This is a genomic window from Brachybacterium vulturis (assembly GCF_043641765.1).
Classification (GTDB): Bacteria; Actinomycetota; Actinomycetes; order Actinomycetales; family Dermabacteraceae; genus Brachybacterium; species Brachybacterium vulturis_A.
In genome coordinates, this window is sequence record NZ_JBHZRO010000018.1 from 1 (window position 1) to 20,612 (window position 20,612).

15 protein-coding genes are annotated in these 20,612 nt (G+C 72.1%); 4 read left to right on the forward strand and 11 right to left on the reverse strand.

What is annotated here, in order from left to right; translation table 11 throughout:
* The 7 genes from ACHUEU_RS13365 to ACHUEU_RS13395 all read right to left on the reverse strand — a co-directional run.
* Positions 1 to 734 (reverse strand): alpha/beta hydrolase family protein (locus ACHUEU_RS13365; protein ID WP_394216624.1); only part of this gene is annotated, 734 nt, incomplete at its 3' end.
* Positions 735 to 1,016: 282 nt separating this feature from the next.
* Positions 1,017 to 1,874, reverse strand: coding sequence for an HpcH/HpaI aldolase family protein (locus ACHUEU_RS13370; protein ID WP_394216625.1), 858 nt, complete (start codon positions 1,872 to 1,874; stop codon positions 1,017 to 1,019).
* Positions 1,859 to 2,647, reverse strand: coding sequence for a 2-oxo-hept-4-ene-1,7-dioate hydratase (gene hpaH, locus ACHUEU_RS13375; RefSeq protein WP_394216626.1), 789 nt, complete (start codon positions 2,645 to 2,647; stop codon positions 1,859 to 1,861). The genes ACHUEU_RS13370 and hpaH overlap by 16 nt, the downstream gene beginning before the upstream one ends.
* 12 nt (positions 2,648 to 2,659) lie before the next feature.
* Complete coding sequence (hpaD, locus tag ACHUEU_RS13380) at positions 2,660 to 3,781, reverse strand: 3,4-dihydroxyphenylacetate 2,3-dioxygenase (protein ID WP_394216627.1); 1,122 nt, start codon at positions 3,779 to 3,781, stop codon at positions 2,660 to 2,662.
* Positions 3,782 to 3,824: 43 nt separating this feature from the next.
* Positions 3,825 to 5,336 carry a 5-carboxymethyl-2-hydroxymuconate semialdehyde dehydrogenase gene (hpaE, locus tag ACHUEU_RS13385; RefSeq protein ID WP_394216628.1) on the reverse strand — a complete coding sequence of 504 codons (1,512 nt, stop codon included), beginning with the start codon at positions 5,334 to 5,336 and terminating at the stop codon, positions 3,825 to 3,827.
* A gap of 94 nt (positions 5,337 to 5,430) precedes the next feature.
* The gene (locus ACHUEU_RS13390) at positions 5,431 to 6,138 is read right to left on the reverse strand and encodes a GntR family transcriptional regulator (RefSeq protein WP_394216629.1); all 708 of its coding nucleotides are present in this window, start codon (positions 6,136 to 6,138) and stop codon (positions 5,431 to 5,433) included.
* The gene (locus tag ACHUEU_RS13395; protein ID WP_394216630.1) at positions 6,120 to 7,649 is read right to left on the reverse strand and encodes a fumarylacetoacetate hydrolase family protein; all 1,530 of its coding nucleotides are present in this window, start codon (positions 7,647 to 7,649) and stop codon (positions 6,120 to 6,122) included. Before ACHUEU_RS13395 ends, ACHUEU_RS13390 begins: the two co-directional genes overlap by 19 nt.
* Positions 7,650 to 7,820: 171 nt before the next feature.
* Here ACHUEU_RS13395 and ACHUEU_RS13400 point away from each other — a divergent pair, with 171 nt between their 5' ends.
* The 4 genes from ACHUEU_RS13400 to ACHUEU_RS13415 all read left to right on the forward strand — a co-directional run bounded on the left by ACHUEU_RS13400 (position 7,821) and on the right by ACHUEU_RS13415 (position 14,489).
* Positions 7,821 to 9,242 carry an MFS transporter gene (locus ACHUEU_RS13400; RefSeq protein WP_394216631.1) on the forward strand — a complete coding sequence of 474 codons (1,422 nt, stop codon included), beginning with the start codon at positions 7,821 to 7,823 and terminating at the stop codon, positions 9,240 to 9,242.
* A gap of 131 nt (positions 9,243 to 9,373) precedes the next feature.
* Complete coding sequence (locus ACHUEU_RS13405; protein WP_394216632.1) at positions 9,374 to 11,311, forward strand: FAD-binding monooxygenase; 1,938 nt, start codon at positions 9,374 to 9,376, stop codon at positions 11,309 to 11,311.
* 43 nt (positions 11,312 to 11,354) lie between these two features.
* Entirely contained in the window at positions 11,355 to 12,824 is a 1,470-nt protein-coding gene (locus ACHUEU_RS13410) for an NAD-dependent succinate-semialdehyde dehydrogenase (RefSeq protein ID WP_394216633.1), read from the forward strand.
* Between the two features lie 165 nt (positions 12,825 to 12,989).
* Positions 12,990 to 14,489: a dihydrolipoyl dehydrogenase family protein gene (locus ACHUEU_RS13415; RefSeq protein WP_394216634.1), complete on the forward strand. Its 1,500-nt coding sequence runs from the start codon at positions 12,990 to 12,992 to the stop codon at positions 14,487 to 14,489.
* A 228-nt stretch (positions 14,490 to 14,717) separates the two neighbouring features.
* On the opposite strand, the gene ACHUEU_RS13420 is transcribed toward ACHUEU_RS13415, so the two are convergent.
* The 4 genes from ACHUEU_RS13420 to ACHUEU_RS13435 form a co-directional block, all read right to left on the reverse strand.
* Positions 14,718 to 15,383, reverse strand: a complete 666-nt coding sequence (locus tag ACHUEU_RS13420) for an SRPBCC domain-containing protein (RefSeq protein WP_394216635.1) — start codon at positions 15,381 to 15,383, stop codon at positions 14,718 to 14,720.
* A 1-nt stretch (position 15,384) separates the two neighbouring features.
* Positions 15,385 to 15,906 (reverse strand): ArsR/SmtB family transcription factor, encoded by a 522-nt coding sequence (locus ACHUEU_RS13425; RefSeq protein WP_394216636.1) that lies wholly within the window; start codon positions 15,904 to 15,906, stop codon positions 15,385 to 15,387.
* 322 nt (positions 15,907 to 16,228) lie between these two features.
* Entirely contained in the window at positions 16,229 to 17,671 is a 1,443-nt protein-coding gene (locus ACHUEU_RS13430) for an APC family permease (protein ID WP_394216637.1), read from the reverse strand.
* A 58-nt stretch (positions 17,672 to 17,729) separates the two neighbouring features.
* On the reverse strand, positions 17,730 to 20,525 hold the full coding sequence (locus ACHUEU_RS13435) for an ExeM/NucH family extracellular endonuclease (protein WP_394216638.1): 2,796 nt from the start codon (positions 20,523 to 20,525) through the stop codon (positions 17,730 to 17,732).
* Positions 20,526 to 20,612 lie beyond the last annotated feature (87 nt).

Below are 20,612 nucleotides of genomic sequence, written 5' to 3' on the forward strand. Positions count from 1 at the left end.
TCCTCTGCCCGTCCAACACCCCCGATTCTATCGAGACACCCCGACACTCGACAGAGATCACGACGATTGTGGATAACAGTGATCGCCGTGATTGTGGGCAACTGCGCGTTGCCATGCGGAAACCCCCACCGCGGGCCCCGGGAACGTTCTTTCCTCCCCAGATAATGGTTATCCACAATGCACTGATCGCGGCCGGGAGACGAGAGGGCGAGACGCCCGGCCCGAAGACGAGAGGGCGATGAGGCTGCGAAGTGCGCAGCGGCGCGGAAGATCTCCCTCGCAGTGTCGATGCTGACCGTGGCATCGGTCGGGGAGTGCATGACCAGCAGCGGCCGCTCCAGCGTGCGTGCTCGGGCGATCAGCTCGGCGTCGCCCACGTCCTGGACGACGTCCCGTCTCCGCGTCTTCTCGCGCCCACCGACCAGCCAGGTCGCGGTCCCCTCCTCCATCACCCGGTCCGCCACGGAGTCGTCATGGCGCTCGACCTCGGCCGGCTCCGCCGGGGCACCGATGCTCACCACGGCCTTGCCGCTCAGGATCCGCTGAGCGGCGACGATGGCCGCGGCCCCGCCCCAGGAGTGGCCGATGAGGCGGGTCGGAGGAGCGCCGCGCTCGGCGAGGAACTCCGCCGCACGCACCGTATCGTCCACCGTCACCGTGAAGGACCCGTCACCCCTCTCCCCCTCGGAGCCGCCGAGGCCGAGGCGGAGGCCGAGGCCGTCGACGCGGGGCATGCCGATGCCTTCCGCCGCCGCTCCGCGCGATCCGGAACGCTGCCGGCCAATCCGTGCCCAGGGCGACCCCGTGCACCAGCACACCCCATCCGCGGGCGCTGCCCTCGGGAGCGTCCAGCACGCCTGCGAGGTCGGGCCCCGCGAGCTCGGGAATCGGACCTCATCGGTCATCGCCGAGCGCTTCGTCGGCGTCCTGCTGCCCTCACGGCGCAGGGAGAGCCCCGCAGGGAGAGCCCCGCAGGGTCCGGGGGAGTCCACGAGCTCCCGCACCTCAGCAGCGCCTCAGTACGAGGGCCGCCCGGACTCGTCCTGCCCCGTCGGCACCCACTGGGCCGCGAGCGCTTCCGAGCCGCGCGCGAGCAGCGAGACGTCGGCGCCGACCAGCAGGAAGTCGACACCGTCCCGGGCGTAGCCGCGGGCGACGGCGGGGTCGAAGGCGTTGACGCCCACGGGAACGCCTGCGGATCGAGCAGCCACGACGCAGCGGCGCACGGCGGCGACCACCTCGGGGTGGGACTGCTGGCCGAGCAGCCCCATCGAGGCGGACAGGTCGGAGGGGCCCACGAAGATGCCGTCGATCCCGTCGACCGCGAGGATCTCCTCGATGTTCTCGACCGCCTCGGCGGATTCGATCTGCACGAACAGGGCCCCGTGCTGGGCGGCATCGCCCAGGTAGCCCTCCACCCGGTTCCAGCGGGCCGAGCGGGACAGGGCCGAGCCCACGCCGCGGCGTCCCCGCGGCGGGTAGTGCACGGCCTCGACCATCTCCTGTGCCTGCTCGGCGGTGGAGACCATCGGCACCAGCAGGTTCTGGGCGCCGAGGTCGAGCACCTGCTTGATGATGACCGTGTCCCCGACGGGGATCCGCACCATCGGAGTGATCGGGTAGGCGGCGATCGCCTGCAGCTGGGCGAGCAGCGCGCTCAGGGTGACCGGGGAGTGCTCCATGTCCAGCAGCAGCCAGTCCAGGCCGGAGCCGGCGGCGATCTCGGCGGCCACCGGGCTGCCGCTGCACAGCCACATCCCGGCCAGCGGGCGGGCCTGCGCGGCCCCGGGCTGCGCTCCCGTCCCGCGCTGCTCCCCCGCCTCGCGCTGCTGCGCGAGGTCCTCGCGGAAGGTCTGCTTCAGCTGAAGCGGCATGAGATGCTCCCCAGTTCTCCGTAGTCGGCCAGGACGGTGTCCCCGCGCTCGATCCACACCGGGCGGGTGAAGGAGCCGGAGAGGATGATCTCCCCGGCTTCGAGCCGCTCGCCGTGCTGGGCGAGCTTGTTCGCGAGCCAGGCGACGCCGCGGCCCGGGTGGCCGAGCACCCCGGCGGCGACCCCGGTCTCCTCGATGGTCTCGTTGCGGTGCAGCAGCGCGGCGGCCCAGCGCAGGTCCGTATCGTGCGGCCGCACCGGCCTCCCGCCCAGCACCATCGCTCCGTAGGCGGCGTTGTCGGCGATGGTGTCCACGATGGTGCGGCCCTCGAGCTCGACGTGCGCGTCGAGCACCTCGAGGGCCGGGGTGACGTACTCCGTCGCCCGCAGCACGTCGAAGAGCGTGCAGCCCGGGCCCTCCAGCGGCGCCGAGAGCACGAAGGCGAGCTCGACCTCGATGCGCACATTGGTGAAGCGGTCGAACTCGAGCACCGCCCCGGTGTCCACCACGGTGTCGTCGAACATGACCCCGTAGTCCGGTTCGGTGATGCCGGTGGCGGCCTGCATCGCCTTCGAGGTCAGGCCGATCTTGCGGCCCACCAGGCGCCGGCCGCGGGCGAGCTCGCGGTCCCGCCAGCGGCCCTGGATCGCGTAGGAGTCCTCGATCGTGGCCTCGGGGTGGCGGGCGGTGATCCGCGGGATCAGGGTGCGGGTGCGTCCGGCCTCGGCGAGCTCGTCCGCCAGGGCGTCCAGGGTGGTCTCCGTCAGCGTCATGTCCTCAGCCTCTCAGAGCTGGTGGCCCAGCTTGTACTCGCCCTGCTTCCATGCGGGCAGCTCCGTCTCCGCCTCGCCCTCGCGGGTATAGGAGAAGCCGTCGGCGCCGATGGTCTGGGCCATCTCCGAGGCATCGGTGCGCTCGAGGACGGGCTGCGGGTTCCCGTCGAGGTCCAGGACCAGCGAGGCGTCGGTGTACCAGGAGGGGACCACCGGGTTGCCCCACCAGTCGCGGCGCTGGTTGTCGTGGACGTCCCAGGTGACGACGGGGTTGTCGGGGTCGCCGGTGTAGTAGTCCTGGGTGTAGATCTCCACCCGGTGGCCGTCGGGGTCGCGCAGGTAGAGGTAGAAGGCGTTGGAGACGCCGTGACGGCCGGGGCCGCGCTCGATGTGGTCGCTGCGGCGCAGCGCGCCGAGCTTGTCGCAGATCGCGAGGATGTTGTGCTTCTCGTGGGTGGCGAAGGCGACGTGGTGCATCCGCGGGCCGTCGCCGCCGGTCATGGCGGTGTCGTGCACGGTGGGCTTGCGCCGCATCCAGGCGGCGTAGGTGGTGCCGGCCTGGTCCTGGATGTCCTCGGTGACCCGGAATCCGAGGTCCTCCATGAACGCGACCGCCTTCGGCACGTCGGGAGTGACCTGGTTGAAGTGGTCCAGGCGCACCAGCGCCCCGGGACCCTGCAGGTCATAGCGCCAGGCCAGGCGCTCCACGTGCCGGGCGTCAAAGAAGAACTCGTAGGGGAAGCCCAGCGGGTCCTGGACCCGCACCGAGTCACCGATGCCCGTGGTGAAGCCCTCCGTACGGCGCTCGACGCGGCAGCCCAGCTCCTCGTAGAAGGCGACGGCGACGTCCAGCTCCTGCGGCGAGCGGACCCGGTAGGAGAACGCGGCGACCGCGGCCACCTCCCCCTGGCGCAGCACCAGGTTGTGGTGGATGAACTCCTCGAAGCTGCGCAGGTAGACGGTGTTCTCGTCCTCCTCGGTGACCACCAGGCCCAGCACGTCCACGTAGAAATCACGGGAGACGGCCAGGTCGGTGACCACGAGCTCCATGTAGGCGCAGCGCAGGATGTCCGGCGGCGGGGACTTCGGGGTGGGGATCCGGTCGGTGGCGGTGGGGGTCGACGGGGTGGTCATGGTGGCGTCCTTGCCTCTCAGAAACGGGTGGGGCGGTGCGAGGTCAGTCGGCCTTGCCGAAGACGGGGTTGTGGACCTCGCCGAGGTTGATGTGCACGGCCTGCTGGTCGGTGTAGAAGTCGATCGAGCGGTAGCCGCCCTCGTGGCCCAGCCCGGAGGCCTTCACGCCGCCGAAGGGGGTGCGCAGGTCACGCACGTTGTTGGAGTTCAGCCAGACCATCCCGGCCTCGACGCCCTGGGAGAAGTTGTGGGCGCGCCTCAGGTCGTTGGTCCAGATGTAGGCGGCGAGCCCGTACGTGGTGTCGTTGGCCAGCTCGAGCGCCTCCTCATCGGTGTCGAAGGGGGTGATCGCCACCACCGGGCCGAAGATCTCCTCCTGGAAGATGCGGGCGTCCGGGGCGACGTCGGCGAAGACGGTGGGTCGCACGAAGTTGCCCTCGGGGAACTCCTCGGGGCGGCGGCCGCCGGCGGTCAGGCGCGCCTCCTGCTTCCCGATCTCCACGTAGCTCATGACCTTCTCGTAGTGCTCGGGGTGCACGATCGCGCCCACCTCGGTGGCCGGGTCCTCGGGCAGGCCCACTCTCACGCGATCGGCCTGGGCGGAATAGCGCTCGACGAACTCGTCGTAGATGCTGCGCTCGACCAGGATCCGCGAGCCGGCGGTGCAGCGCTCCCCGTTCAGGGAGAAGACCCCGAAGACGGTCGCGTCGATCGCGGTCTCGAGGTCCGCATCGGCGAAGACCACGGCCGGGGACTTCCCGCCCAGCTCCATCGAGAGGCCCTTGAGGTGCGGGGCGGCGTTGGCGAAGATGAGCTTCCCGGTGCCGGACTCGCCGGTGAAGGAGATCAGCGGGACGTCGGGATGCTTGACCAGCGAGTCGCCGGCGAAGCCCTCCTCGCCGTAGCCGTGGACGATGTTGACCACGCCCGCCGGGACCCCGGCCTCCTCGAAGATGCCGGGCCACAGCGAGGCCGACAGCGGCGTGAACTCCGCGGGCTTGAGCACCAGGGTGTTGCCGGTGGCGAGCGCGGGCGCCAGCTTCCAGGATTCCAGCATGAACGGGGTGTTCCAGGGCGTGATCAGGCCCGCGACGCCGATCGGCTTGCGGTTGACGTAGTTGGCCTGCCGGCCGGGGACCTTGAAGGCGTCGTCGTGCTGGGCCACGATCAGGTCCGCGAAGAAGCGGAAGTTCTCGGCGGCGCGGCGGGCCTGGCCGAGAGCCTGGGTGATCGGCAGCCCGGTGTCGAAGCACTCCATCGCGGCGAGCTCCTCGCCGCGGGACTCGACGACGTCGGCGATCCGGTGCAGGATCCGCGAGCGCTCGCGGGGCAGCAGATGCGGCCAGGGACCGTTCTCGAAGGCGTCCTTCGCGGCGGCGACGGCGGCGTCGATGTCGGCGACCTTGCCGGAGGCCGCTTTCAGATAGGGCTGGTTGGAGACGGGGTCGAGCACGTCGAAGGTGTCGCCGTCGAGGGAGTCGACGTGCGCACCGCCGATGAAGTGCTGGATCCTCGAGGGCAGGTTCGCGGGCTTGGTGGCGGCGGGGATGGCCATGATGCTCCTTGCGCGGTGGGTGGTCTCTGGGTCGGGGTGGGGGTCACGGCGGGCGGCGGGGTCGCGGCCGACGGCGTCACGCCGGCCGACGGGGTCAGGGCGCCGACGAGGGCGTCGGGGAATCGTGCTCCCCCAGGTCGAGGTAGGCGGACAGGGTGCGACCCCGGTGCATGCGGCAGGCGTGCTCGACGCCGTCCGGCGTCGCCCCGGCCTCGATGAGGTCGAGGATGTGCTCGTGCTCGCGGACGGACTCCGGGGCCCGGTCGGGGATGAAGGTGAAGGTGGAGTCGCGCAGGTGGCCGAGGCGGGACCATTCGGCCTCGGTGAGGTCCACCAGGTGCTGGTTGGGGCAGGCCCTGTAGAGCAGGGCGTGGAACTGCTGGTTCAGCGCGGTGAACATGTGCGCGTCGAAGTGCTCCAGGCTGCCGCGCATCACCTCGTTGACCTCGCGGGCGCGGCGCAGGGTCGCGGCGTCGAGATGGGCGGCGGCGCGGCTGATCGCGGCGGATTCGAGGACGGCCAGGGCGTCCATCGCCTCCTCGTAGCCGGTGCGGTCGATCATGCCGACGCGGGCGCCGATGTTGCGCTCGAACACCACCAGGCCCTCGGCCTCGAGCCGGCGCACCGCCTCACGGACCGGGACCACGCTCATGCCGAGCTCCTTCCCGATCGCGGCGAGCACCAGGCGGTAGCCCGAGGTGAACTCCTGGCGCAGGATCCGCTCCCGCAGCCAGTCGTAGGCCTGCTGCGATTTGCTCACCGCCGGGGCGGCGGGCCGCTCGCTCAGCGCTCGCGTCGCCATGCCGCGTACCGCGCCTTCCAGGCCTCGTTCATCGGGAACAGCCCCTCGATGGCCTCGCCCTCGGCGATGCGCGCGGCGATCCACGCATCGCGCTCCTCGTTCTCGAGGGTCGTCTCGACGATCTCGTCGAGCACGGCCGGGGGGATGACGACCAGGCCGTCGGAGTCGCCGACGATCACGTCCCCCGGCAGCACGGTCGCACCGCCGCAGGCGACGGCGACGTCGCTGTCCCAGGGGACGTGCTTGCGGCCCAGCACCGAGGGGTGGGCCCCGGCGGAGAAGGCGGTCAGGCCGATCTCGGCGACCGCCTCGAAATCGCGGATGGCACCGTCGGTGACGACCCCGGCGGCGCCCCGGTGCAGGGCGCGCAGCGCGAGGATGTCGCCGAGGGTGCCGGCGCCGGAGTCGCCGCGGGCCTCGATGACGATGACCTCGCCCTCGCCGACGCTGTCGAAGACCTGCTTCTGGGTGTTGAACCCGCCGCCGTGGGCGGTGAAGAGGTCCTCGCGGGCGGGGACGAAGCGGAGGGTCCTCGCGGTGCCGATGAGCTTGCGCTCGGGATGCATCGGGCGGAGCCCGTCCAGGAGGCAGTGGTGCAGACCGCGCTTGCGCAGGGCGGCGCTGAGCCCGGCGACCGGGGCCGCCTCCAGCTTCTCCCGCTGGGCGGGGCTGAGCACGAAGCGCTCGGGACCGCCGGCGGCGGTGGCATCGGCCTCCCCGGCGACCGGGGGCAGACCGGCGGCCTCGCGGGAGCCCCAGGCCTCCTCCCGCTGGGTGTCGTCGACCGCGGGCAGCGAGCCGAGCGCCGGATCGAAGGGCACCTGGCTCTGCGCGATCGTGGTGCGCAGGCGGCCCGAGGTGGGGGCGCCGGGCGCAGTGGGGGCGTCGACCTCGACCTCCACCACGGCGCCGGGGCCGACGACGGAGGAGCCGGCCGGGGTGCCGGTGAGGATCACGTCGCCCCGCTCGAGGGTGAGGTGCTGGGAGAGGTCGGCGACGAACTGCGCCAGCGGGAAGAGCAGGGCGCTCGTGGTGTCCTCCTGCACGAGCTCGCCGTCGACCCAGGTGCGCACGCGCAGGGCCGCGGGGTCGATCGTGCGGGCATCCAGCAGCTCCGGCCCGAGCGGGGTGAAGCCGTCCACGCCCTTGTTGCGCAGGTTCGAGCCCTTGTCGTTGCTGCGCAGGTCGTAGACCCCGAAGTCGTTGGCGGCGGTCACCCAGCCCACGTGGTCCCAGGCCTGTGTGATGCTCACGTGGCGGGCGGGGGTGCCGATCACCAGCGCGATCTCGCCCTCGAAGGCGAGCAGCTCGGTGCCGGCCGGGCGCTCGAGAGTGCCGCCGGTGCCGGCCACGGAGCTGCCGGGCTTGAGGAAGTAGGAGGGGGCGGCGGGACGGCGGCCGCGCTGAGCGGCGCGCGAGGCGTAGGCCAGGTGCACCGCGATGATCTTCCCGGGATGCTCCGGCAGGGCGGCGAACCGATGATCGGCGGGCTCGAGAGGGTGGGTCATCATGCTCCTCGCTGGCGACATTGCTCTTGCGGAATATTTGAAAGCGTATACGATGCTTCTCATCGCGGCAAGAGTCCCGGGGAGTCCCGCCGCTCCCCCAGCACCCGAAACCCCCGGACTCCCGCGAAGCGCACCGCACAAGACACCGTCGTCTGAGGTTCCTGGAGAACAGCAATGCAGAGCACCGACTCCCGCCCACCCGGCGTCCCCTCCGCCGGGCACACCGGCGCATCACCGACCGAGCGCACCACTGCCGCCGAGCGGCGCCGCGTCACCATGGCGACCGTCATCGGCACCACGGTCGAGTGGTACGACTACTTCATCTACGCCTCCGCCGTGGGCATCGTCTTCGGCGAGCTCTTCTTCTCCGGCCTCGGCGCGAACTCGGTGATCCTCGGCTTCGCGACCGTGGGCGTGAGCTTCCTGTTCCGCCCGCTGGGGGCCTTCCTCGCGGGCCACTACGGCGACAGGATCGGGCGCAAGACGGTCCTGATGATCACCCTGATCATGATGGGCGCGGGCACCGCGCTGATCGGCCTGCTGCCCACCTACGACTCGATCGGCATCGCGGCCCCCATCATCCTGGTGATCCTCCGCTGCGTCCAGGGCATCTCCGCCGGCGGCGAGTGGGGCGGAGCCGCCCTGCTCTCCGTCGAGCACGCCCCCGTCGCCAAGCGCGGCATCATGGGCTCCGCACCCCAGATCGGGGTGCCGCTGGGGCTGCTGGCCGCCTCCGGCGTGATGGCCCTGATGACCCAGATCGCCCCGGGAGAGGCCTTCCTGGCCTGGGGCTGGCGGGTGCCCTTCCTGCTCTCGGTGGTGCTGATCGTGGTGGGCTACTACGTGCGCCGCAACGTCGAGGAGAGCCCGGTCTTCACCGAGATCGCCGAACGCAAGCAGGAGACGAAGATCCCCGTCGTCGTGCTGTTCCAGAAGTACGGACTGGTGGTGCTCGTCGCCGCCCTGGTGTTCGCCGGCAACAATGCGGTGGGCTACATGACCACCGGCGGCTTCATCCAGCGGTACACCACCGACCCCGAGGGCCCGATCGCCCTGCAGGCCGGTCCGGTGCTGTGGATCGTCACCGCCTCGGCCGTGTGCTGGCTGTTCTCGACCCTCGCCGCCGGGGCGGTCTGCGACCGGCTGGGCCGCCGCACCACGTACATCCTGGGCTGGGTGCTGCTCGGCATCGGGGTGCTGGCTCTGTTCCCGCTGGTCAACCAGGCATCCCTGGGCGCCCTCTTCCTGGCACTGGCCTTCTTGAGCATCGGGCTGGGCTTCACCTACGGGCCGCAGGCGGCGCTGTACACGGAGCTGTTCCCGGCCTCGGTGCGCTTCTCCGGGGTCTCGATCTCCTACGCCATCGGCTCGATCATCGGCGGCGCCTTCGCCCCCACCATCGCGGCGGCGCTGGTCTCCGCGACCGGCTCGACCGAATCCGTGACCCTCTACCTGCTGGGCATGGTGGTCGTCGGCCTGGCGGCCACCCTGGTGCTGCGGGACCGCAGCGGGATCCCGCTGGGCCCCGAGCACGAGGCCGAGCAGCGGGTCAACCCGCTCCGCGGCACCTCCACCGCGGTCCCGGCGCTCGACTGACCCTGCCCGGCGACGGCGCCGACGAGACCCCCGGCACCGCCCGACCATCCGATGTCGTATACGACCTATCCGGGTCGTGCCGGCACCGCTCCCCCTCCACGTCACTCTCCAGCTCCAGGAAAGGCAGAACGATGCAGTTCCACCACCACGGGTACCTCTCGACCGAGCCGCGGATCGCCGCGGCCGCCGGCACCGGGACGGACCGCCCCGATGAGCTCCCCGACACCATGGACGTGCTGATCGTCGGCTCCGGCCCCGCCGGCGTGATCGCCGCCGCGCAGCTCTCCCAGTACCCCGACGTCCACACCCGCCTCATCGAGCGTCGGCCGGGCCGGCTCGAGCTCGGCCAGGCCGACGGCATCCAGGCCCGCTCGGTGGAGACCTTCCAGGCCTTCGGCTTCGCCGAGCGGATCACCGCCGAGGCCTATCGGATCACCGAGATGAACTTCTGGGCCCCGGACCCGGAGAACCCGCAGAACATCGTGCGCACCTCCCGCACCGATGACGACGTCCGCGGCGTCAGCGAGTTCCCGCACCTGATCGTCAACCAGGCACGGGTGCTGGACTACTACCTCGAGGCCGCGCAGCGCGGCCCGGCCCGCATCGAACCCGACTACGGCTGGGAGTTCACCGGCGAGCTCACCGTCACCGAGGGCGCCGAGCACCCGGTCGCGGTGACCCTGCGCCGCACGGCAGGACCGGACGAGGGCGCCGAAAGAACCGTGCGCGCGAAGTACGTCTACGGCTGCGACGGCGCCCACTCGCGGGTGCGCAAGGCGCTGGGCTGCACCATGAAAGGCGACAAGGCGCTGCACGCCTGGGGCGTCATGGACATCCTGTACGACACGGACTTCCCCGACATCCGCACCAAGTGCGCGATCCAGTCCCACGACGGCGGCAGCATCCTGCTGATCCCCCGGGAGGGCGGCTATCTGATCCGGCTGTACGTCGATCTCGGCACGGTCGCGGAGGACGACGACGGCCAGGTGCGCCGCACCCCGCTGGAGACCGTGGTCGCGAAGGCCAACGAGATCCTCCACCCCTTCACGATCGAGGTGCGGCACGTGGCCTGGAGCAGCATCTACGAGGTGGGCCACCGCCTCACCGACCGCTTCGACGACGTGCTCCCGGCGGACCGCGGCACCCGCGCCCCGCGGGTGTTCATCGCGGGCGATGCCTGCCACACCCACTCCGCCAAGGCCGGGCAGGGCATGAACGTGTCCATGCAGGACGGCTTCAACCTGGCCTGGAAGCTGGGGCAGGTGCTCAGCGGACGCAGCCCCGCCTCGCTGCTGGACACCTACTCCGCCGAGCGCCAGGTGGTCGCCGGGGATCTCATCGACTTCGACCGGGAATGGTCCTCGCTGATGGCGAAGAAGCCCGAGGAGCTCGGCTCCCCGGACGAGGTCGCGGAGTACTACGTGCGCACCAGCGAGTTCCCGGCCGGCTTCATGACCGAGTACACCGATTCGATGATCACCCGCGAGGGGATCGGGCAGGAGCTCGCCACCGGGTACCCGATCGGGAAGCGGTTCAAGTCCGAACGGGTGGTGCGCGTCAGCGACGCCAATCCCGTCCACCTCGGGCACCATGCGCGGGCCGACGGCCGCTGGCGCCTGTACGCCTTCGCCGACGCCGCCGCCCCGTCGGCCGCCGACTCCCCGCTGCGCCGCTGGGCGCAGTGGATGCTGGACGCGCCCGATGCGCCGGTCGCCGCGCACACGCCGGCGGGCGCCGACCTCGATGCGCTGTTCGACATCAAGGTGATCTATCAGCAGGGACACCACGACGTCGAGTTCCCCGACGCCCCGGAGATCTTCCGCTCGCGCAGCGGCCCGTTCCAGCTCACCGACTACGAGCGGGTCTACGCCACCGATCGCCGGGACCCGGAGCTCTTCGATCCCGTGGACATCTTCGCCACCCGCGGCATCTCGCGGGACGGTGCCGTGGTGGTGGTGCGCCCCGACCAGTACGTCGCCGGGATCTTCCCCTTGACCGACACCGCAGGGCTGGCAGAGTTCTTCCGAGGGCACCTGCTGCCGGCCGACGCCGCGGCTGCGGCGTCCTGACCCCCCATCCACCGAGACCGCCGACGATGTCACCAGGAGAGCCATGACCGAGAACCACGAGCACGAGCTGCTGGCCGCTGTCCCCCAGGAGCTGTTCATCGGCGGGCGCTGGCGCGCCGCGGAGGGCGGCGAGACCCTCGAGGTCCGCGATCCCTCCACCGGCGCCGTGATCCGCACCATCGCCTCCGCCTCGCGCGCCGACGCCCAAGCCGCGATGGACGCGACCGCGGAGGCCTTCCCCGCCTGGGCCCGCACCCCGGCGCGGGAGCGTGGCGAGCTGCTGCGGCGGGCCTTCGACCTGCTCACCGAGCGCGCGGAGGAGTTCGCGCTGCTGATGACGCTGGAGATGGGCAAGCCCCTGGCCGAGTCCCGCGGCGAGGTGAAGTACGGCGCCGAGTTCCTGCGCTGGTTCAGCGAGGAGGCGGTGCGGGTCCAGGGCCGCTACGGCGCGAACCCGGAGGGCACCGGGCGCACGATCGTCAGCCAGCATCCGGTGGGGCCCTGCTTCCTGATCACCCCGTGGAACTTCCCGCTGGCGATGGCGACCCGCAAGATCGCCCCGGCCCTCGCGGCCGGCTGCACGGTGGTCATCAAGCCGGCGCAGCTGACCCCGCTGACCACCCTCGCGTTCGTGAAGCTGCTGGAGGAGGAGGGGCTGCCCGCGGGCGTGGTCAACGTGGTCACCTCCCGCTCCTCCCGTGCCGTCTCCGAGCCCATCCTCGCCGATCCGCGGCTGCGCAAGCTCTCCTTCACCGGCTCCACCGAGGTGGGGCAGAAGCTGCTGGCCCAGGCGGCACCGGGCGTGCTGCGCACCTCGATGGAGCTGGGCGGCAACGCCCCCTTCGTGATCTTCGAGGACGCGGACCTGGACGCCGCGGTCGAGGGCGCGATGCTCGCGAAGTTCCGCAACATCGGCCAGGCCTGCACCGCCGCGAACCGCTTCATCGTGCACCGCTCGGTGGCCGACGAGTTCGCCCGGCGGGTCACCGAGCGCGTCCAGGGCTTCGGCATGGGCCGCGGCACCGAGGAGGGCGTGACCATCGGCCCGCTGATCGACGAGGACGCGGTGCACAAGGCGGACACGCTGGTCTCCGACGCCCTCGAGCGGGGGGCGACGCTCACCACCGGTGGGAAGGAGGTCGCCGGGCCCGGCACCTTCTTCGAGGCCACGGTGCTCGCGGACGTCCGCGAGGGCAGCGCGCTGCTGCGCGAGGAGATCTTCGGTCCGGTGCTCGCGATCGTCCCCTTCGACACCGAGGAGGAGGCGGTGCGCCTGGCCAACGGCACCGAGTTCGGGCTGGTCTCCTACGTCTTCACGCAGGACCTGGCCCGCGGGCAGCGCATGATCGAGCTGCTGGAGACCGGGATGCTGGGCCTGAACGTGGGCGTGGTCTCCAACGCCGCAGCCCCGTTCGGCGGCTGGAAGATGTCGGGCCTGGGCCGTGAGGGCGGTGCGGAGGGCATCCACGAATACCTGCAGTCGAAGTACACGCTGACGCCGAATCCCTTCTGAGCAGGCCGCGGCGGCACCGCCACTCCGCCCAGCACGGCGGCGCCGCCGCTCCGCCCAGCACGGCGGCGCCGCCGCCACCAGAAGCCCGCCGTCTCCGAGCTCTGAGCGCCTCTGCAGCGTTCCGCCCTCGCTGACAGCAGATTCCGGGTGGCGTAGCGTGCGGATATGAACACCGATGCGCAGTCCACACCCACCGACCCCACTCCTGCCGCGGAGATCACCGCCGACGTCATCGTGCTCGGCGGCGGACCCGTCGGCGAGAACATCGCCCAGTACGCCACCGAGGGCACCGACCTCACCGCGGTGATCGTCGAGTCCGAGCTGGTGGGCGGCGAATGCTCCTACTACGCGTGCATCCCCTCGAAGTCCCTGCTGCGCCCGCTGGCGGTCGCGGACACCGCCGCCCACCTGCCGGGGGTCACCAGCCCGGAGCTCGACCGCGAGGCGCTGCTGGCCCGGCGCGACACCTGGGTCTCCCACTACGACGACGCCGGACAGGTCGAGTGGGTCGAGGGCGCGGGCATGCAGCTGGTGCGCGGGCACGGCCGGATCGTCGGCGAGCGCGAGGTGCTGGTGGAGTCGGCCGACGGGAGCACGACGACGCGGGTGCATGCCCGCCGCGCCGTGGTGCTCGCCACGGGTTCCGAGGCTGTGCTGCCCGGGCCGCTGCGCGAGCTGCTGCCGTGGACCTCGCGGGATGCGACCGGGGTGCGGGAGGTGCCCGGGGAGCTGGTGATCGTCGGCGGCGGCGTGGTCGCGGTCGAGGCCGCGACCTGGATGGCGGCGCTGGGCTCCCAGGTGCGTCTGCTGGTGCGCGGCGCCGCTCTGCTGACCGGCGCCGAGCCCTTCGCCGGCACGCACGTGCGCGATGCGCTGCGCGCCGCCGGGGTGGACGTCCAGTTCGGCGCCTCGGTCATCGGCGGCGAGCGCGAGCACGCAGAGGCCACCGGCCGCGGCCGGCTCCACGGCGGACGGGTGACGCTACAGGTCGAGGACACCGGCGGGCGCCGCGAGGTGAGCGCGGACGAGGTGCTCGCCGCCACCGGCCGTCGGCCCCGGCTGGGGGACGTCGGCCTCCAGACGGTCGGGCTCACCCCCGAGGACATCACCGGCGCGGAGACCGGCCCGTCCGATGATGCGACCGGTGCCCCGCTCCCGGAGTGGCTGCACGTGGTCGGCGATGCCGGCGGGGAAGCGCCGCTGACCCACTGGGGCAAGTACCGTGCCCGGGTGATCGGGCAGGCGATCCGTGCCGGGGTGACCGGTGAGGCGCTCGAGCCGGTACCGGAGTACGTTCCCGTCCCTCAGGTCGTGTTCACCGATCCGCAGGTCACCTCCGTGGGTCTGACCGAGAAGAGCGCCCGGGAGGCCGGGCACGAGGTGATCACGGCGCAGGTCCCCTTCGGCGGGGCGGCCGGCTCCTCGCTGCTGCGCGATGACGCCACCGGCACCGCCCAGCTGGTGGTGGACCGGGCTGCGCGCACGCTGCTGGGCGCCACCTTCGTGGGCCCCGAGGCCTCCGAGATGATCCACGCCGCGACCATCGCGATCGTCGGCCAGGTGCCGGTGCACGTGCTGCGGCACGCGGTGCCGAGCTTCCCGACCGCCTCCGAGCTGTGGCTGCAGCTGCTCGAGTCGCTGCCGGTGGAGCTGCGGAGCGCCTGAGCCCGAGCCTCCGGCGGCCCGGGCGGGAGTTCGTGGTGATCGCCCGAGCGGGCTGAGCGGGTCCCTGCAGTGCGGTGGGGCGGCCGGTGGCGCTCAGCCAGCACGCACCGCCCCTATGGGCGCCGTGTGCTGGCTGAGCGCCAGTGGGTGCAGCTGCCCGGCTCGCCGGGCCGCGGTGCTGAGACGGTGCGGGGCGGAGGTGCAGGCCCGGGCGACGGACAGGCGGGCTCAGCCCTCCTGGTCGGTGCCGGTGTAGAAGTCGTAGGTGGCGTCGGCCCGCTGCTGGGCGACCTCGGCATCCTCTCCCGAGGCGGTGTGGGCCACGGCCCAGCCGTCGGCCGCGCCGCGGTAGAAGGAGCGGCCTTCCTCGGTACCGCCCCACGCCTCGGCCTCGGAAGGCGCCAGCGAACCCTGGGTCGCGCCCAGGTGCAGGGCCAGGCCCAGCAGGCCGCCGTCCCAGCCTACGCCGGTCGCGCCCGGGCCGAAGGTCTCCCACATCTCGGCAGGGATGTCCGCGGTGTTCGAGACGTGCTCGAGCTCGACGCGGGTCGACTCCTCGCCGTCCGCGGCCAGGCGGATGGTCAGCCAGGACACACCGCCCATCATCTCCCAGGTCACGGAGTACTCGGCTGCGCCGTCCTCGGGCGGCTCACAGGTGAGGATCTCGCCGCCGGCGTTGCCCTCGAACTGGTAGCGACCGCCGAGCCGGAGGTCTCCGCTGATCGGCAGGAACCAGCGCTGGATGCGCTCGGCGGTGGTGACCGCATCCCAGACGTCGGCGAGGGCCGCGGGGTAGGCCTGCTCGAGGGACTGGACGTGAGCAGACCGGCCGTCACGCTCCTCGAGGCGGTAAGTGCGCGTGACGGACTGCAGCTGGGTGGGGACATCGACCATGTCAGGTCTCCTTCGGAGGGGGAACCGCGGAGGGCAGGGCGCCCGGCGCGGGGTCGGAATCGGTGCGGGTGGGCTCGGGGGCGGCAGACGGGACGGCACCGGAGGCGTCCGACCGGACTGTGCCGGGCCCGGCCGGCGATGCCAGGTCAACAGCCGCCGACGGCGTGGCGTCTACGACGCGGCGGCGCTGGAGCTTCCCACGAGCGAGTTCGGTGCCCAGCGCGTCGAGCTTCGGCAGCCAGAAGCGCTCGAAGGGGGTGAGCCATTGCTGTGCCTCGTGCGGGCCGCGAGCATCGACCGCGTAGAGGCGGCGGCGTCCCTCGGTGCGGACGGTGGCGAAGCCGTGCTCGCGCAGGACCCGCAGGTGCTGGGAGACGGCCGGCTGGCTGATCCCGAACTCCGGTTGCACGATCTCGCCGAGCTCGCCGGCGCTGAGCTCAGGCGCGCCGAGCTCGCCGGCGTCGGCGAGGAGCTCGAGGATCCGCCGCCGAACCGGGTCGCCGAGGACATCGAGCGCGTGCATGCCCCGATCCTCGCGCGCACCCTCATATAAGTCAAGACTTATGCGATGGGGGCCGCCCGCACCTCGCCGCGGCCCGCGTGGCCCGCGTGGCCCGCGTGGCCCGCAGGACGTACAGGGCCCGCAGGACTTGCAGGGCCCGCAGGACGTACAGGGCCCGCAGGACTTGCAGGGCCCGCACGGATTGTCCGGATACGTACCATCCGGGCGGTGAATCGAGAACGGATCCTGACAATCCTGGGCGGGCAGCGGGCAGCGGGCACAGGCAGCGGGCAGCGGGCGCCGGGCAGCGGGCACGCGGAAACGGCGCTGGCTGCCGGCATTCTCAGCGGCGGGCGGCGAGGACGATGCCGCGGTAGGCCGCCCCCAGCAGCACCAGGGCCGCTCCGGCCACGATCGTGCTGCCGGGCAGGGCCGCGACCAGCAGCACGCAGCCACACAGCCCCAGCACCTGCATCGCCTTCGGATACAGCCTCCACTCCCCCTCCTGGGTGAGCGCGGCGAGGTTCGCGATCGCGTAGTAGAGCAGCACCCCGAAGGCGGAGGCGGCGATCGCGACCAGCACGTCCGCGGCCAGCAGCACCAGCGCCAGCACGGCGAGACCGGTGGCGATCTCGGCCCGCTGCGGCACCGCGAACCGGTCGCTGACGTGGGCGAGGACCGGCGGCAGATCCCGCTCCCGAGCCATGGCCAGGGCGGTGCGGGAGATGCCGGCGACCAGGGCGAGCAGCGCCCCGCCGGCCGCGGCGATCGCGCCCACGGTGATGACCGCGCTCCACGCCCCGCCGGCGCCCACGGACTCGAGCGCGGTGAGGAACGGGGCCGGGCCCCAGCCCTGGTCACCCGGGGCGGGGCCGACCAGGACCAGCAGCACGGAGAGGGTCAGGTACAGCACGGCCACGATGCCCAGGGCGAGGAGGATCGCACGGGGGATGGTGCGGCGCGGCGCGGCGACCTCCTCGCCGAGGGTCGCCACCCGGGCGTAGCCGGCGAAGGCGAAGAACATCAGCGCCGCGGCCTGGGCCACGGCGAGCGCGATCCCGACCGTTCCGCCGCTGCCGGCACCCAGCACGGCGGCGAGCCCGCCGTCCCAGAGACCTGCGGCGGAGCCGGCCAGAGGGCCGGGGGTCGCATCGGCGAGACCCGCGACCACCGCATCGGCCCCGCCGGCGGGGCGGCGCCCGTCAGCAGGTCCGCTGACAGCACCGCCGTCGGCCCCGGCGCCCCCGGCCGCAAGGCCGATCGAGAGCCGCACCCCGGTGAGCACCAGCGCCGTGAGCGCGATGGTGACCAGCACGCGGGCGAGGGCCGCGGTGCGGGTGACGCCCACCAGATTCACGGCGGTGAGCACCACGACCACGAGCGCGGCGACGATCCGCTGCGCCGGCTCGGGCACCAGGTAGGCGGCGACGACCAGGGCCATCGCAGCACAGGAGGCGGTCTTGCCGATCACGAAGCACCAGCCGGCGAGGAATCCCCACCAGGGGCCCAGCTGCTGCCTGCCGAAGTGGTAGGTGCCGCCCGCGGCGGGATGCTGGGCGGCGAGCTGTGCGGTGGAGGTGGCGTTGCACAGGGCGACGACGGCAGCGAGCAGCACGGCCAGCGGGGCCAGCGCCCCGGCGAGGTCCTGGGCGGCGCCGAGCGAGACGAAGGCACCGGCCCCGATCATCGCGGCCAGCCCGATCGAGACCGCGTCCCGCAGGCCGAGACGTCGGGCGAGCGAGCCGGGGGTGGAGGTCACGGGGTTCCGTTCGATGAGGTCGGACATGGCTGGGGGCGTCGGCGGCTCGCACCGCTGACGCCCCCAGGATGCCGGTCAGGCGGGGTCAGCCGCCATGCCCGGAGCGGACCACGTCCACACCGTGGTCGAGGCCATGACCCTTGTCGTGCCCGTGGCCGTTCCCGTTCCCGTGGCCCGGATGCCCGGGATCACAATGGGGATGGCCCTTGCCCTGCCCCGTGCCATGGCCCTTGCCGTGGCCCGTGCCATGGCCCGTGCCGTGGCCCTTGCCGTGGCCCTTGCCGTGGCCCGTGCCGTGGCCCGTGCCGGGATGTTCGCACTCACCCCCGTCGTCGCCACCGCCCTCGGGGAACCCGCCGCCCAGGCCCACGATGATCGGGTCGTGGTCGGAGGAGGCGAAGGGGCCGTCCTGGTAGAGGTTGACGGCGTTGTAGTTGTACCGGCTGTACTGAGCCAGGACCGGCTCGGCACCGTTGATCTGCCAGTCGTCCGCGCCGGTGACGCGCTCGGCGGCCGACGCGTTGGCGATCACATGGTCGAGCGAGCCGACCATGCCGCCGTAGCTGTAGGACCAGCCCTCGGGATCGTGGGTCTCGCCGAGGTTCACGAAGCCCACGTCGTAGAAGAGCTGCAGCGGCTCCTCCTGGGTGTAGGCATTGAAGTCGCCGCCGTGGAAGATGTCCGAGACGCCGAGCCTGGTGGCCGTCTCCACGCCCCAGGTCTGCAGGGCCTCGGCCTGCTGCAGGCGGGAGGTGCGGGCGTTGCCCTGGACCGGATCCTCCGGCAGGTTCGCGTCCTCGGCGTCCTGCGAGCCCTTGGACTTGAAGTGGTTGACGGTGAAGAAGAACGGCTCACCCTCGACCTGCTCCTCGCCGCTGCCCTCGAGCGGCACGAACACCTGGCCGATCGGCTCCCGGGCATTGTTGAACGCCTCATGACCGGCGAGGATCTGGGCCTGGCCCTGCGGGGCGACCTCGGCGGGCCGGAAGATGATCGCGTTGGTGATGACGTCCTGCCCGCCGTCCAGGCCCATCGCGGCGTAGGCCTCACCGGTCGGGATGTAGTCCCACGTGCCCGCGCCGGCCTGCGCGTTCAGCGCGGCGACCAGGGTGGCGGTCGCCTCGTCGGGAGTCTCGCCCAGACGGGCGGAGTTCTCGATCTCCATCAGACCCACCACGTCGGCCTCGGTGCCGATGATCGCCTCGACGATCTTGGACTCCTGGCGCTGGAGGTTGGGCGCATCCCAGGCGCCGCGCAGCTCGCAGCCACCGCGCACCGTGATCGGGTTGCCGTCCCTATCGGTGTACGGCTCGCAACCGGGCACGTCCGCGCCGAGGGTGGTGAAGTAGTTCAGCACGTTGAAGGTGGCCAGCTGCAGGTCGCCGCCCACCGCCTCGGGGGCGCCCGCACGGGTGTCCCCGAAGTCGACCCCGTCGGTGTCGTGCGAGGCCCAGGGCGTGGTGGTGTTCAGCCGCCACGTGTCGAAGGAGTAGGCGACCACGACCGGCTCGGTGAACGACGCCGCCGCTCCGACGCGGACCGGCTCCTGGGTGGTCAGCCAGCTCATCGGCTGCTCGGGGTTGCGCGAGAAGTCGGTGGTGCGGCCGTCGTCCAGCAGCACCTTGAGGTCCTCACGCCCCTCGAAGTAGGCGGTGGCCTCCTCCCCGGGGCGCATCAGGTCACCGGCCTGCTGCAGCGGCTCGTCACCGATGGCGAGGGTGACCTCGCCGAAGCGGTTGGTGTTGTACACGTCGGTGACGGTGAAGTCGCCCTCGCCGGGCAGGTACAGCATGTGCTCGAGGCTCTCGCGCTGCGTCTCCTCGGTGGGGAACGCACCCTCGAGAGTCAGGGGCTCGACGGCCTCCAGCGGGTCTGCGAGCTGCTCGAGGCCCTCGGCGCCGACGGTGATCTGGGTGGCGTCGTAGTACTCGGAGACGTCGCCTGTCACGCGCACGGAGTCGCCGATCGCGACCTGGTCCATGGTGTCCGGGGAGTAGACGAACACGGCGGTGGAGCCGGAGTGGCTGGAGAAGTCCAGCGCTCCCCCGGTGCCCGCGGTCTGGATGACGTAGCCGTTCAGGCCGCCGGTGGCGTACACCGCGGTCACCACGCCCTCGGTGCTCACGCGTTGGCCGTCCAGCGGGCTCGCGGCGCCGGTGCCCTGGATCTCGGCGATCGTGGCCTCCATCGGCTCTACCGGATCACCGGGATCACCGGGATCGGGCTGCTCGGCGCCCGACGGGGTCGGGGTGGGCTCACCCTCGCGGAAGTCGGTGGAGTTCTCCCCGGTCGCAGCGACGCGGGAGACGGAGGTGGCGTTATCGGTCCCGGGTGCGGGGGCCTCGCCGGAGAAGGTCTCCGCCGCACCCCAGCCCACGAGATCCACGATCGCCGGGTCCTCAGCGCAGGTGGAGCCGTGACAGGTGAGCGTCCCCTCGGCATCGGAGAGGGCGAACACGCCGCCGCTGCCGGAGGCGTTGATCCCACCCTCCAGATCCGCTGCGGGCAGGGGCTCGCCGTTGCCGTTGCCGTCGGCGAGCTGGATGAGGAAGGTGCCGCCGGCCGGAACGGTGCCGGAGAGCGCGAGGGTGTTGTTGAAGGTGCCGGTCCTGGAGGCGTACTGCAGGGACCAACCGTCGATCGAGACGTCGGCGTCGGAGGTGTTGACCAGCTCGACGAAATCGCTGAGCAAGGCGGCGCCGGAGTTGCCGCCCCCGCCGTAGATCTCGTTGATCTGGAGGTCGCCGGGGGCGACCACGGCGGCCTGGGCGGCGGTCGTGACGCCGGGCGCGAGGCTCAGGCCGAGGGCGAGGGCGGCGACGGCGCCGCCGACGCGCGAAAGGCGCGAGCGGAGGCCGGGGCCGTGGGCGATGCTGTTCATGGGTGCTCCTGGGGTGGAGGGTGGGGCGAGTCTGCTGCGGGGGTCCGACGGATGACGCCGGGATCGGGCGGGGCGCACGGTGTCGGG